11 protein-coding genes are annotated in these 14,515 nt (G+C 35.9%); 7 read left to right on the top strand and 4 right to left on the bottom strand.

Annotation, left to right across the window (positions count from 1 at the left end):
* The first annotated feature begins 4 nt into the window (after positions 1–4).
* From J8281_RS13315 to J8281_RS13295, 5 genes are all read left to right on the top strand, one after another.
* Positions 5–1,639 (top strand): DUF1501 domain-containing protein, encoded by a 1,635-nt coding sequence (locus J8281_RS13315; RefSeq protein ID WP_210198130.1) that lies wholly within the window; start codon positions 5–7, stop codon positions 1,637–1,639.
* Positions 1,640–1,741: 102 nt separating this feature from the next.
* Positions 1,742–3,808, top strand: a complete 2,067-nt coding sequence (metG, locus tag J8281_RS13310) for a methionine--tRNA ligase (RefSeq protein ID WP_210198129.1) — start codon at positions 1,742–1,744, stop codon at positions 3,806–3,808.
* Positions 3,809–3,865: 57 nt separating this feature from the next.
* Positions 3,866–5,344, top strand: a complete 1,479-nt coding sequence (locus tag J8281_RS13305; RefSeq protein ID WP_210198128.1) for a hypothetical protein — start codon at positions 3,866–3,868, stop codon at positions 5,342–5,344.
* Positions 5,345–5,354: 10 nt separating this feature from the next.
* Positions 5,355–6,257, top strand: coding sequence for a histone deacetylase (locus tag J8281_RS13300; RefSeq protein ID WP_210198127.1), 903 nt, complete (start codon positions 5,355–5,357; stop codon positions 6,255–6,257).
* A gap of 62 nt (positions 6,258–6,319) precedes the next feature.
* Entirely contained in the window at positions 6,320–6,667 is a 348-nt protein-coding gene (locus J8281_RS13295; RefSeq protein WP_210198126.1) for a DUF2116 family Zn-ribbon domain-containing protein, read from the top strand.
* A 44-nt stretch (positions 6,668–6,711) separates the two neighbouring features.
* Here J8281_RS13295 and J8281_RS13290 read toward each other — a convergent pair whose 3' ends face one another.
* Positions 6,712–7,182 (bottom strand): CBS domain-containing protein, encoded by a 471-nt coding sequence (locus tag J8281_RS13290; protein ID WP_210198125.1) that lies wholly within the window; start codon positions 7,180–7,182, stop codon positions 6,712–6,714.
* 222 nt (positions 7,183–7,404) lie between these two features.
* Here J8281_RS13290 and J8281_RS13285 point away from each other — a divergent pair, with 222 nt between their 5' ends.
* Together J8281_RS13285 and J8281_RS13280 are read left to right on the top strand one after the other, a co-directional pair.
* Positions 7,405–9,837 carry a M28 family peptidase gene (locus J8281_RS13285; RefSeq protein WP_210198124.1) on the top strand — a complete coding sequence of 811 codons (2,433 nt, stop codon included), beginning with the start codon at positions 7,405–7,407 and terminating at the stop codon, positions 9,835–9,837.
* The gene (locus J8281_RS13280) at positions 9,827–10,636 is read left to right on the top strand and encodes an NAD(P)H-binding protein (protein WP_210198123.1); all 810 of its coding nucleotides are present in this window, start codon (positions 9,827–9,829) and stop codon (positions 10,634–10,636) included. The genes J8281_RS13285 and J8281_RS13280 overlap by 11 nt, the downstream gene beginning before the upstream one ends.
* Positions 10,637–10,668: 32 nt before the next feature.
* Here the strand turns inward: J8281_RS13280 and J8281_RS13275 are convergent, their stop codons facing one another.
* From J8281_RS13275 to J8281_RS13265, 3 genes are all read right to left on the bottom strand, one after another.
* Positions 10,669–11,415, bottom strand: a complete 747-nt coding sequence (locus tag J8281_RS13275; protein ID WP_210198122.1) for a succinate dehydrogenase/fumarate reductase iron-sulfur subunit — start codon at positions 11,413–11,415, stop codon at positions 10,669–10,671.
* Positions 11,416–11,538: 123 nt separating this feature from the next.
* On the bottom strand, positions 11,539–13,542 hold the full coding sequence (locus J8281_RS13270; protein ID WP_210198121.1) for a fumarate reductase/succinate dehydrogenase flavoprotein subunit: 2,004 nt from the start codon (positions 13,540–13,542) through the stop codon (positions 11,539–11,541).
* Between the two features lie 11 nt (positions 13,543–13,553).
* A complete protein-coding gene (locus J8281_RS13265; RefSeq protein ID WP_210198120.1) occupies positions 13,554–14,213 on the bottom strand; it encodes a succinate dehydrogenase cytochrome b subunit in 660 nt (219 codons plus the stop codon).
* Between the last annotated feature and the right edge of the window lie 302 nt (positions 14,214–14,515).

Genomic DNA, 14,515 nt, shown 5'->3' with positions numbered 1-14,515 from the left:
TGCTATGTGCGAGACCAATCATACATCCCATATAAAATTAGATAAAAACGGTAATTGTAATACCGATGAGCACAAAAATTGGAATAGAAGATCTTTTTTACAAGCTTTAGGCCTTGTAGGAGGCGGTTCTATGATGTTGGCTAACACGCCATTATCAGTATCGAGACCGTCACCCTTATCCACGGCACTAAGTCAATCAGAAAATGAAAATATTCTTATTTTAGTCAGGCTTCAAGGTGGTAATGATGGTTTTAATACCATCATACCTGTATATGACTACGATGTTTATGCCAATGCAAGACCATTAATACACATCCCTCCTAGTGAATTTATCAACTTGAGTGATGATTATGCAATGCCCAAGCCTATGAACAAACTCGAAAGAGTATGGGGCGATGGGCAAATGAAAGTTGTGCATGGTGTAGGGTATGAAAATTCGTCATTGTCACACTTTAAAGGATCAGACATCTATGCGAATACAAATCTCTTAGATGACGACAGAACAGGATTTATGGGTAGGTATTTTGGAAGAATCTATCCCGATTATTTTGACAATCCTCCACCAAGTCCGCCGTCTATTCAGATAGGCAGTATCGGTAACCTGGTTTTTAAAGGTCCAGATAGTGATTATTCTTTTGCTGTTTCTAATCCAAGAAGGTTACTTCAGATCATAGAGAATGAAACCTTTTATAATCTCGATGGTGTTGATGAAAATTGTACCTATGGTGATAAGCTAAGATTTTTAAGAGAAGCGACCAATACGACTTTTAATTATGCAGAAACCATTAGTGCAGCTTATGAGAGGTCTACTGATTATGGAGGATATATCGATGATAATCTGGGTAGACAATTCAGTATCATTTCACGACTAATTAAAGGTAATTTAGGAACTAAAGTGTATATGGTAACCCTTGGCGGTTTTGATACACACAACAATCAAATTCAAAGGCACCAACAATTACTTACTTCTTTTTCTGAAGCTATCAGTAATTTTTATGCAGATCTTACGGCTGCAGGCTGGGATGACAAAGTATTATCCATGACGATGTCTGAATTTGGAAGAAGATTTAGAGAAAATGGATCTCTAGGTACCGATCATGGTACTGCTGCTCCTATTATGTTCTTTGGAACCGGTTTGAACGGTAATGGTTTTGTTGGAGAACATCCTGATCTCAATAATTTAACACGAGGGGGCAATGTCACCAACACTATGGATTTTAGAAAAGTATATGCTACTGTGATGAAAGATTGGTTATGTATTGATGAAGGGATGGTTGGCGAAGCCCTTCTCGATACCAATGGTGGACCCTTTGAGTCTTTAGATTTAGGGTTTAACTGTTCAGGAACTAGTGGTGGTAATATCCCTATCAATGGGGAAAGCTTAAGTCATAGCCTTATCTATAACAGTAATCAAATATTGATAAATATCGCATCACCACAAACGACTCATATCAATGTTGAATTGTTTAATGTGATTGGTCAAAAAGTGGCGACACTAGCCAACGAAATGCTGATGGAGCGAAGAAATCTGGTAATCAACGTTAAAGAATCTGCTAAAACAAGATTAAGCGTAGGCCCTTATGTTTACCGAATACAAACGAATTCTGGAAATTATAGTAAATCCTTAGTGATTTCCTAACGAACCGAGATCAATTTATCGTAGCAATAGAAAGCTCCTTTTTAACTTACTCTTTTGGATGCATCAGGGCTTTTATTACCTTTGTGCCTTATTTTTAAATTTATGAGTACAAAGGAGAGATATACCATTACAGCAGCCTTGCCCTATACCAATGGACCCATTCATATTGGGCATTTGGCCGGAGTTTACGTACCTGCTGATATTTTTGCGCGATACCTGCGGATAACCAATAATGACGTTGCTTTTATATGCGGCAGCGACGAACATGGGGCTGCTATACCTATGCGCGCAAAAAAGGAAGGCGTATCCCCACAAGTAATCATAGATAAATATCATGAAATTATTAAACAGTCATTTGCCGACTTTGGGATTTCTTTTGATAATTATTCCAGAACCTCTGCTCCTGTTCATCATGAAACCGCATCTCATTTTTTTAAAAAACTACATAACAACGGTAAATTTATCGAAGAAACTACAGAGCAATTATACGATCCTGAAGCTAAACAGTTTCTGGCAGATCGATTTGTGATAGGCACATGTCCCAAATGTGGTCATGAAGAAGCCTATGGCGATCAATGCGAAAAATGTGGTAGCTCACTTAATGCAACAGACCTTATACATCCAAAATCTACAATTTCGGGTGCCAAACCTATTCTAAAACAAACCAAACATTGGTTTTTACCTTTGGATCAATATGAAGATTTTTTAAGGGAATGGGTACTAAAAGGGCATAAAAAAGACTGGAAAGCCAATGTGTACGGTCAAATTAAATCCTGGATTGATGATGGACTAAGACCTAGGGCTGTAACTCGAGATTTAGACTGGGGGATTCCTGTTCCGGTAACAGGTGCCGAAGGTAAAGTACTATATGTTTGGTTTGATGCCCCTATTGGATATATTTCTTCAACCAAAGAATGGGCCAAAAGAGAAAGTAAAGACTGGGAACCGTATTGGAAAGACAAGAATACAAAACTGGTTCATTTTATAGGCAAAGACAATATTGTATTTCATTGTATCATCTTCCCAAGTATGCTTAAAGCAGACGGAAGTTATATTTTACCAGAAAATGTACCCGCCAATGAGTTTTTGAATTTAGAAGGTCATAAACTATCCACTTCTAAAAACTGGGCAGTATGGTTACATGAATATTTACAGGATTTTCCTGATAAACAAGATGTTTTACGCTACGTGCTTACAGCCAATGCCCCAGAAACCAAGGATAACGATTTTACCTGGAAAGATTTTCAGGCTCGAAACAATAACGAATTGGTTGCTATTTTTGGTAATTTTATCAATAGAGTAGTCGTTCTTACGAACAAATACTACAAAGGTGTTATTCCATCACCAGGAGAACTTTTTGACGTTGATCAACAAACGCTTACCGAGTTACGAGCTTATCCTTCAGTAATTTCAAGTGCTATAGAGCGTTATCGCTTTAGAGAAGCCAGCCAGGAACTAATGAACGTAGCCAGGCTTGGTAATAAGTATCTTGCTGATGAAGAACCTTGGAAAACATTCAAAACAGACGACAAACGTACAAAAACCGTAATGTATGTGGCTTTGCAAATCGCATCTGCGCTGGCGACACTATCAGAGCCGTTTTTGCCTTTTACAAGCATCAAGTTAAAATCAATGCTATGTCATTCCAGACTTGATCTGGAATCTACTTGGAATGATATTGCTCATAAAGAAGCGCTTCTTCCGGCAGGACATCAAATTGAAAAGGGAGCCTTATTATTTTCTAAAATTGAAGACGTTGAAATTCAAAAACAATTAGAAAAATTGGAAACCACCAAAAAAGCAAACGAAGCTGAAAACAAATCAATAGAGCCTCAAAAAGAAACCGCAAGTTTCGAAGATTTTACTAAGCTTGATATTCGTGTAGGGACGATCATTGAAGCCGAAAAAATGCCAAAAGCCAAAAAATTATTGGTACTTAAAGTAGATACAGGCATCAATCTAAGAACCATTGTTTCGGGTATAGCAGAACATTTTAATCCTGAAGAAGTTATTGGCAAAAAGGTAACTGTTTTGGTGAATCTCGCTCCAAGAAAACTACGTGGGGTCGAAAGTGAAGGTATGATCTTGATGACTGAAACCCCTAATGGTAAATTAGTGTTTTTGAATCCCGATGAGGATGGCGTGAATTCTGGTGCAGTTATTAATTAAAAGACTAAAATTTTTAATCGTCAATCCTATTTATTTAATAATTTGAACTCTAACTATATGAATTGTATTCGTTGTATTTATCTTTTGCTATTCTTAAACATTTTTACCTTTGGATGGTCTCAAAGAATAATTTCAAAAAAGGAATTATCTCTAAAGTCTAATCTCAACGAGAGAAGAGAATCTATCACAATTGTGGACGATAAAGAAAATTCTTTCTCGATTTTAATAGCAGATAGGAAAAATTTACACTTAAATAAATACGATGATTCATATACTATAGTTGAAGACTTTGTTTTTGAAAGACCCAAAACAAGAGCAAAAAATATCATTTGTGCGATAAAAAAAGATAAAAATCATCTGCTTTTGTTAGATAATGAAAAAAAAACATTTTTTCAATTACTATATTTTGATTCTTCTTCACGTACCCATGAATTAAAATCGAATTCGATCTTTGATAAAGGTGAAATTTATCTAAAATCCTTTACGCATAATAGTTATATATACTTACTTACTCTTAAGAAGAATACCTCTGTAATAAATACATATAAAATTGATGCATTAGGAGATATAACCTCTTTAAATTACAATTTTTCAGACGAGATATTTTATAATAAGAATAACAAAATAGTTAGTTTATACGAATTACTATTTGATACACATACTATAGTACATAAACCAAAACTAGAAATCATAGAAAACGATCTACCCGTTTCTTTAGAATCAGCTTGCAAAATTCGAAAACTCTATAAAAAAGATGATCGATTTTATATAACTTTAGATCATAACAACAATTTCACTTATATAATAGTTCTTGATCCAAATTCTGCTAATAGTAAAGTTTTAAATATCGAAAAACCACAGCTATTATATACTGAAAATAAAAATTCTTCAGTAAAATCTAACTCTTATCTTTTTGAAGATAGATTATATCAAATAGTCGGAGAGTCAGAACAGATGTGTTTTTTTGTCAAAACTATAGATTCGAAAAAACTGATTAAACAAATACATTTACGAAAAAATGATAGTATTCTTTTTAAGAATACTCCCATAATACAGGATGGCGGTTATTATAGTAAACATCGAGAAATGGAGAAAACTTCAAAGTTTTTGAGAAAAATTTCATCAGGTAATATTGGAGTGACTGTTCGTCATCATAATAATCTTTTCGAAATTACAATGGGAGGTGTTAAAACTAGTAAAGGAGGTGGCTTCGGTGCACCTATGCCTATGATGGGAGGTATGCCTATGGGAAATGGTGCTTTGCCCATGATGCCTATGTATCACAATACAATGTGGTTATCATACATAGGCTATATAGGTTCTAAATCTACTCATATTAAAGGTTTATTCAATAGTAGTATAGAGCATATAGAGGGTGAAATACACCCTAATATATTTGAACAGATAAAAGAATATGCCGATGAATTATTGAATAAAAAAGCAGAAACTATTTTCAGTTTTAAAGAAGATTACATCCATGCATATTATGATTCCATGTCTCGAAAATATATTCTGACCAAATTTGAAAACAAATAGGTTAGTACAAATGCTCAAAATAGCATACCATCCCATTTATACACACCCCCTACCCGATGGTCATCGATTTCCGATGATTAAATACGAGTTGTTACCTAAACAGCTGTTGCATGAGGGGACGTGTGTTGAGGATAATTTTTTTACACCAAATATTCCTGAAGAAGCTCCTATTTTGAATGTGCACACCAAAGAATACTATGATTCCCTACGTGGTCTTACGCTTGATAGAAAAGAGGTCCGAAAAATAGGATTTCCTTTATCCAAAGCACTTGTTGATCGTGAAGTCATCATTGCCGATGGTACCATCAAAGCGTCAGCATATGCTTTGCAACATGGGATCGCTATGAATATTGCAGGAGGAACACATCATGCCTATACCAATCGTGGTGAAGCTTTTTGTTTACTTAATGATCAAGCTATAGGGGCTCGATATCTTCAGCAAAAAAAATTAGCACATAAGATCCTAATTGTAGATCTTGATGTACATCAGGGTAACGGCACTGCAGAGATTTTTAAAAATGATGCCTCGGTATTTACATTTTCGATGCATGGTGCTAAAAACTATCCGTTTAAAAAAGAAAGATCCGATGTTGATATAGCGCTACCCAATCAGACTAAAGATGCAGCATACCTTCAAATTTTAAAAAATACCCTACCCCAGTTAATTAAAGAGCAAAAGCCTGATTTTATGTACTACCTATGCGGTGTCGATATTTTGGCTACCGATAAACTCGGAAAACTAGGCTGTACCGTGGCAGGTTGTAAAGAGAGAGATCGATTCGTTTTGCAAACCTGTAAGGATTTAGATCTCCCCGTTATGTGTTCTATGGGAGGTGGATATTCTCCAGACATCAAAACTATAGTAGATGCTCATGCGAATACGTTTCGACTAGCACAGGATATTTTCTTTTAAAAAAGGTCAAAATGCTTGTAAATGGATATTTATGTATATTCGAATTATAATTTATAGGTACTATGCAAAAAAAATGTCCGGTTTGTGGCAATAAAATCATTGGTCGTGTGGACAAGAAGTTTTGTAACGATTATTGTCGCAACGCATTTAACAATCAATTAAATAAAGATAGTAAGAATCTGGTTAGAAATATCAATAACCTACTACGCAAAAACTATCGAATTCTTGAAGAATTGAATCCCAGAGACAAAACGAAAGTTACTAAAACAAAATTAATTGCTAAAGGATTCGATTTTCAGCATTTTACTAGTGTATATACTACCAAAACAGGGACTATATATTACTTCGTTTACGATCAGGGATATTTACCTTTAGAAAATGATTTCTATGCATTAGTTAAAAGAAATTGAAACCTAAAATGATACGATTATACCATGTCACGCAGGTCGAACCACTACTTATCGTGCCAGTTTTGTCCTTTCATTTTTAAAGCGGCCTTCATGACGTCTTTCTGACTGATTTGCCCAACAAGTTTCCCATCTTCGATAATTGGAAAACGCCTTCTTTTGGTTTGTAGAAATTTATTGGCAGCATCGAATATGTTCAAATTTCCATCGATGGTTTCTACATCTTTCACCATAAATTTTTCAACTTTCGCATCATCTATTGGCATATTATAATATCGACTTTCATTAAGTTGCTTGATACAATCACCTTCAGAAATAATTCCTAATAATTGATCCTCGGTATTGACTACCGGCCCACCTGATATTTTATGCTTAACTAGCGTTTCTATCACCTCCATTACCGATTGATTAGGAGTAAATGTTATCAAATCTCTGGTCATGTAGTCTGAAACCTTAATTCGAGTTTCATCCTGCTTCTTTATCTTAGGTCTCGCTCCTTGAAAACTTATTATTCCCATAATATCATGATTTAGTGAATCTTAAATATAGTGATTTCATTAATATAATTCAAAAAGACACCCTGCTTTACTAGGTTTTTTCTTAAATTTTTATCATAATGTCATTTTTATGCTACTGTTTCTTGCTTTTATCCGTAGTACTACATCTAGTATTCATTTCGGTTACCGTATCTATAATAACTGTGGCTTATTTCTTACCTTTACTATAAATTAGTTAATTGTATGCGAAAGTTCCCTTCATTACTTACGTTTATTCTTATTGTATCTTCTTTACTGTTTACCTTCTATAGCACAAAGTCTCATCGCATTAGTGATCTGGAAACACCACCAGAAGAGTTTTCTACCTTACGAGCCCTTCAACATGTTAAAAATATGGCCAAAGAACCCCATTATCTGGGTAGTCCTGCACATGAAGAAGTTCGACAATATATAGTTGATGAATTGCGAAAAATGGGATTACAACCTGAAGTGCAAGAAGGTGTTTCGGTTTCGAAAGCAGGAAGGGTAAGTCGACCCAAGAATATTATTGCGCGAATTAAAGGTAATTCTTCTGGAAAATCTCTGGCCATACTCTCACATTATGACAGCTCCCCTCATTCGTCGTACGGTGCTAGTGATGCTGCGAGTGGTGTCGCTACCATTTTAGAAGGTATACGTGCTTACTTATCGCTTGGTAAAGTACCTAAAAATGATATTATTATTTGTATTACTGATGGTGAAGAATTAGGTCTCAACGGTGCAGATTTTTTTGTAAAAAAGCATCCTTATGCAAAAAACATTGGTCTGGCACTCAACTTTGAAGCCAGGGGAAGCGGCGGCGACTCTTACATGCTTCTCGAGACTAATGGGAAAAACGCTAAAATGATTAATACATTCGCCAATGCAGGTGTTCAATATCCTGTTACAAATTCGTTGGCATACAGCATCTATAAAATGCTTCCTAACGATACAGATCTGACTGTTTTAAGGGAGCAAGCGAATATTGATGGGTTTAACTTTGCTTTTATTGGGGATCATTATGATTATCATACTGCAAATGATATATGGCAACGCTTGGACCTGAATACACTGCAGCATCAAGGCAATTACCTAATGCCATTACTTACCTATTTTTCTGAAACTGATATCAATAATCTAAAATCTGATCAAGATTATATCTATTTCAACACTCCTGTTTTTAAACTTGTAATGTATCCCTTCAGCTGGATTATCCCACTACTTGTAAGCGCTATATTGTTCTTTTTGATCTTACTATTTTATGGTAGAACTGCTTTTAGAATTGATTTTAAACAGGTACTTGCCGGATTTGGTGTTTTTCTATTTACATTACTTTTATCGGGCATTATGTCATTTGGGCTATGGAAGCTTATTCTACTTATATACCCGCAGTATAATGAAATTCAACATGGATTTACATATAACGGGTACCAATACATTGCTGCGTTTTTACTATTAACAATAGGGATTTGCTTTAAAATGTATGGCAAATTCGTAAAAAAAACAGAAACTCTTCCTAGTTTACTGGTGGCTCCATTAACCATATGGCTCATTACAGCTGCTATTGCTGCTTTTTATCTCAAAGGAGCCAGTTACTTTATCATCATCGTTTTCTTTGGGCTTATTTCGTTGATTGTGCTTATTCGACAAAAAAGACCCAACCCTTATTTAATGGTCTTGCTAAGCTTGCCAGCCATTTTTATTGTATTTCCTTTTATCACCTCTTTTCCTGTTGCTTTAGGACTTAAAATTTTATTTGTTTCTTCCCTATTAACCGTAATGTTATTCGGAATCATGCTTCCGGTTTTTGGATTTTATAAACGAAAACACTTGGTGGGCAATGTAGCGCTATTTGCCGCACTAATCTTTATGTTTTCTGCTCATTTGTCGGCAGATTTTACGGAACAAAGACAAAAACCAAATAGTTTGATATATACCCTTGACGCCAATCAAAACCAGGCCTTTTGGGCTACTTATGATAAAACGCTAGATTCATGGACAAAAAACTACATCAAACCCAAAGAAGATAATCCTAGCGATGAAAACAAACAACTTTCGAAAAAAGATGCAAATAAAGCTATTGCTTTTACACTACAAAGCAAGTACGGTAAAGCATTTACATACCGTAGCGCAGCACCTGTTAAAAATATAGCACGGCCCATAATAGAGTTTAGCCAGGATACTGTTTATGGCGAAACACGATCAATTAATTTATGTATCGCCCCTCAAAGAAACATACAGAGAATGGATTTGTACACAGCAACTTTGTTTAATTTTAAGAAGTTGAAAGCTAACGGAGAAACGGCAATCAGTTTTACACATAAAGATGGTAAACAATACAATGCATATACGAAGCGATGGAATGAAAATTTGATCACATATTTGGTTTCTAATAACGAACCGCTAGAACTGGCAATGGAATTTCATAAAGACTCGGTACCCAATTTTATTTTATATGAAACCTCTTATGATCTGTTAGAGAATAAACATTTTAGTGTTCCTGAACGCGATAAACATATGATGCCCAAACCTTTTATTGTAAATGATGCTGTTGTTGTTACAAAAAAATTCGCTATACCCGAATATCAAATTAAGAGAAGAGATACCACTACTACTGAATTTTTGAATACAACTAATAAAGAAACATATGCAAATTAGCATTTTAGGGACAGGCTGGCTGGGATTGCCGCTGGCAGAAGCCCTTATGAATAAGAATTGGATCATAAAAGGCTCTACTACCACAGACGAAAAGTTGCCTACTTTAGAAAAAAAGAAAATAAAAGCTTACACAATTACACTCACCGAAAATGGTCCAGAGGGAGCTATAGCATCTTTTTTGAAAGGAAGTGAACTTATCATCATTAATATTCCCCCGGGATTACGACGAAACCCTGAAGTTGATTTTGTAGCCAAAATTGAGAAGCTTATTCCCTTTATTGAAGCTGCTACGATCAAAAAGGTTCTTTTTATCAGTTCGACCTCAGTTTTTGCAGATCACGAAAGTTTTCCTGTTATTTCTAAAGAAACAAAGCCGAATGCAAGTTCTAATGCCGGAAAACAACTTATTAAAGTAGAGCAATTACTACAAGAAAATTCAAACTTTAAGACTACGATTTTGAGATTTTCAGGATTATTTGGTTCCAAAAGACATCCTGCAACTATGTTATCTAAACGAGAAAATATCAAAAACCCTAAAGCCCCTGTTAATCTCATTCATTTAGAAGATTGTATCGCAATTATACAAAAAATTATAACTATCGAGTTTTGGGGAGAACATTTTAATGCCTCATACCCCGATCATCCTGAAAAAGCTACATATTATACTGCTATCTGCAAGCGCATGGGATTATCGACACCCGACTATGACCACAAAACACCTTCAAAAGGAAAGTTGATTAGTGCTTCTGCGATAGAAAAAGAACTTGCTTATACGTTCTCAAAACCTCTTGACAGTTGATATTACTACAAATAGTATTGTTTGAATAGCATCTATCCTTTTACGCTCGCTTTTAAATATTCACGATTCATACGTGCTATATTTTCTAGTGAAATACCCTTTGGGCATTCAATTTCGCATGCTCCCGTATTTGTACAATTACCAAAACCTTCTGCATCCATTTGATTTACCATGGCCATAACTCGCTCACTGGCTTCAACCTGTCCTTGAGGTAAAAGTGCAAATTGCGATACTTTTGCCGATGTAAATAACATTGCCGATGCATTTTTACAAGCTGCAACACAGGCACCGCATCCAATACAGGTAGCCGCTGCAAAAGAATCATCTGCATCATGCTTATTTACTGGTATAGCATTGGCATCCATAGTATTTCCCGAAGTATTTACAGAGATGTATCCCCCGGCGTGTTGTATCCTGTCGAAAGCACTACGGTCTATCATTAAATCTTTTACTACAGGAAAAGCTTTGGCTCTAAAGGGTTCGATGTAAATAGTATCGCCATCGTTAAACTTACGCATATGTAACTGGCAAGTCGTGATCAATCGATCGGGACCATGAGGTTCTCCGTTAATTTGTAATGAGCATGAACCACATATGCCCTCTCTACAGTCATGATCAAATACTACTGGTTCTTCTCCTTTGCTTATTAAATCTTCGTTTAACACATCCAACATTTCTAAGAAAGACATATCACCTTCGATACCTGATATTTGATAGTCTACCATCTTTCCTTGTGACTTAGCATCTTTTTGACGCCATATTTTTAATGTAAGATTCATATTTTTTTGTTTTTTAGCCAAAAGTCAATAGCCATTTGTCTATTGATGTAATAAAGGCATTACGCATTTTACTTTATAAGACTTCACAATTGTATTCATCTAGTGATATCTTTATGAGCTATATTACTTGTAACTACGTGTTTTTAATTCGATATTTTCATATACCAACTCTTCCTTATGAAGCACAGCATCTTTAGGTTCTCCTTTATATTCCCAGGCAGATACAAACTTAAAGTTTTCATCGTCCCTTAACGCTTCACCTTCTTTAGTTTGGTATTCTTCTCTAAAATGACCACCACAAGATTCGTTTCTTGTTAAAGCATCTTTGGCAAACAGTTCTCCTAATTCAAGAAAATCAGCGACTCTTCCTGCTTTTTCCAATTCTTGATTTACACCGTTAGCCTGACCGGGAATTTTTACATTTTTCCAGAAATCTTCTCTCAGATTTGCAATTTCTTCGATGGCTTCTTTTAGTTCTGTTTCATTACGAGACATTCCGCATTTATTCCACATGATTTTACCTAGTTTTTTGTGGTAATAATCTACAGAATGGGTTCCCGAGGCACTCATTAGCCTATCGATACGTTCTTTAGCTTCTTGTTCAGCTTGTTCAAACTCTGGTGTATCTGTAGGAATTTCTCCTGTACGTATATCATCCGCAAGGTAATCTCCTATCGTGTACGGCAATACAAAATATCCATCTGCCAATCCTTGCATTAATGCAGAGGCTCCTAAACGATTCGCTCCGTGATCAGAAAAATTCGCCTCACCGGCAGCGTAACATCCAGGTATAGTGGTTTGTAAATTATAATCTACCCAAAGTCCGCCCATAGTGTAATGCACAGCAGGATAAATCATCATCGGTGTTTTGTATGGATTTTCGTCTACGATCTTTTCATACATTTGAAACAGGTTCCCGTATTTGGCTTCTACTACCTCTTCTCCTAATTTGATCACTTGTTCTTTGGTAGGATCCTGCATACCTGAAGTCAATGCTTTTTCTCTTCCATAACGTTCTATGGCTGAAGCAAAGTCGAGATACACAGCCTCTCCTGTTTTATTAACACCAAAACCGGCATCACATCGCTCTTTTGCCGCTCTTGATGCAACATCACGTGGCACTAAATTACCAAAAGCAGGATATCGACGCTCCAGATAATAATCTCTTTCCTCTTCTGATAGTTGTGTCGGTTTTAATTTACCTTCTCGTATCGCTTCGGCATCTTCTTTTCTCTTGGGCACCCAAATACGACCATCATTTCTTAACGACTCAGACATGAGTGTTAATTTGGACTGACTTTCTCCTGAAACAGGAATACAAGTTGGATGAATTTGCGTAAAACAAGGATTGGCAAAAAATGCGCCTCTTCGATGTGCTCTCCAAGCGGCCATGACATTGCTTCCCATAGCATTGGTACTTAAGAAAAATACGTTACCATATCCACCGGTAGCTAATACTACAGCATGGGCAGCGTGTCGTTCTATTTCACCGGTTACCAGGTCTCGAGCTATAATACCGCGTGCTTTACCGTCAATTTTTACCAAGTCTAACATTTCATGACGATTAAACGCCTGTATCTTACCTCGGTTGATTTGTCGGTTCATGGCAGAATATGCTCCCAACAGTAGCTGTTGTCCGGTTTGTCCTTTAGCATAAAAGGTTCTGGATACTAACACACCACCAAAGGATCTGTTATCAAGCAAACCTCCGTATTCGCGAGCAAAAGGTACTCCCTGTGCAACACATTGATCAATGATATTACCAGATACTTCAGCCAAACGATACACATTGGCTTCTCTAGAACGATAATCTCCTCCTTTTACGGTATCATAAAACAAGCGATAATCTGAGTCTCCATCGCCTTGATAATTTTTTGAAGCATTAATACCCCCCTGTGCAGCAATAGAATGTGCTCTACGAGGTGAATCCTGATAACAAAAAGTTTTAACATTATAGCCTAGTTCAGCAAGCGTCGCTGCTGCGCTACCACCCGCTAAACCAGTTCCTACTACGATCACGTCGATATTCCTTTTATTTGCAGGATTAACGAGATCGATAGTATTTTTATGTTTTGTCCACTTATCAGCCAGTGGCCCTTCAGGTATTTTAGAATCTAAAATCGACATAATAGTGGTTTTTAATGATTAAAATAATGAATAACAGCAATCGCCACAAAGCCAAGAGGGATAAGCACTGCAAATGCTTTGGCAAACTTGGTCAATCCTTCAGAATACTTATTGTTAAATCCAACAGACTGGAAAGACGATGCAAAACCATGCCACAAGTGCAGGGCTAAAAAAACAAAAGAAAGCACATACAATCCAGTTCGGATCGGACTTTCAAATTTGTGCAATAATTCTTCGTAGTATCGCGTAGGTACCTCTGGATTCGTCTCAATGTATTTGTACACGATCTCAGGCACCCAAAAGTCGTAAAAATGTAATCCTAGAAATGCTAATACTACCAATCCCGAATAGATCATATTCCTAGACACCCATGGTGCATTAGCGCCTCCGTTATATTTGGCATATTTTACAGCTCTGGCTTTATTGTTTTGAACTTCTAATATAAAACCCATAACAAAATGAAAAACGACTGCAAAGATTAAAATCGGTTGCAATACAAATTGAACGATAGGGTTAGTTCCCATAAAATGAGAAAGCTCGTTAAACAAATCTGGACTAAAAACTGATGTAAAATTGATACTGAAATGTTGTAATAAGAAAAATACTAAGAAAAGTCCCGAAAGTGCCATGGCAACTTTTCTAGCTATTGATGATTTTATCAATCCACCCATTATTTAAAATGTTTAAAATTTCGCACAACAAAAGTAAGGCTCATGTACCTTTTTACCAACATTTTAATCTGTTTATCTCGTATTTATAATGAATTTAAAAAAGAGCTATATTTTGTTTATGTTTTATTTTGAAATCGTTGGAAATCAACCTTCAAACTTAAACAAAAAACCATGTTCTCTTAGGAAATATAGTAAATTTGAACCATGAAGACTATTGATTCTAAACTTCCAAGTATTTCTACGACATTTTTTACTTCGATGAGTTTGATCGCACGGCAATATAGTGCCATTATTCTATTGAA

This window comes from Aquimarina sp. U1-2, from assembly GCF_017897595.1.
Classification (GTDB): Bacteria; Bacteroidota; Bacteroidia; order Flavobacteriales; family Flavobacteriaceae; genus Aquimarina.
This window is presented reverse-complemented; position numbering and strand designations above follow the sequence as displayed.

Bases quoted from the DNA above. Each gene is read 5' to 3' on its own strand.
- J8281_RS13315 (WP_210198130.1), top strand. From the start codon at position 5: ATGTGCGAGACCAATCATACATCCCATATAAAATTAGATAAAAACGGT.
- J8281_RS13280 (WP_210198123.1), top strand. From the start codon at position 9,827: ATGCAAATTAGCATTTTAGGGACAGGCTGGCTGGGATTGCCGCTGGCA.
- J8281_RS13265 (WP_210198120.1), bottom strand. From the start codon at position 14,213: ATGGGTGGATTGATAAAATCATCAATAGCTAGAAAAGTTGCCATGGCA.
- J8281_RS13295 (WP_210198126.1), top strand. From the start codon at position 6,320: ATGCAAAAAAAATGTCCGGTTTGTGGCAATAAAATCATTGGTCGTGTG.
- J8281_RS13285 (WP_210198124.1), top strand. From the start codon at position 7,405: ATGCGAAAGTTCCCTTCATTACTTACGTTTATTCTTATTGTATCTTCT.
- J8281_RS13270 (WP_210198121.1), bottom strand. From the start codon at position 13,542: ATGTCGATTTTAGATTCTAAAATACCTGAAGGGCCACTGGCTGATAAG.
- J8281_RS13290 (WP_210198125.1), bottom strand. From the start codon at position 7,182: ATGGGAATAATAAGTTTTCAAGGAGCGAGACCTAAGATAAAGAAGCAG.
- metG (WP_210198129.1), top strand. From the start codon at position 1,742: ATGAGTACAAAGGAGAGATATACCATTACAGCAGCCTTGCCCTATACC.
- J8281_RS13305 (WP_210198128.1), top strand. From the start codon at position 3,866: ATGAATTGTATTCGTTGTATTTATCTTTTGCTATTCTTAAACATTTTT.
- J8281_RS13275 (WP_210198122.1), bottom strand. From the start codon at position 11,415: ATGAATCTTACATTAAAAATATGGCGTCAAAAAGATGCTAAGTCACAA.
- J8281_RS13300 (WP_210198127.1), top strand. From the start codon at position 5,355: ATGCTCAAAATAGCATACCATCCCATTTATACACACCCCCTACCCGAT.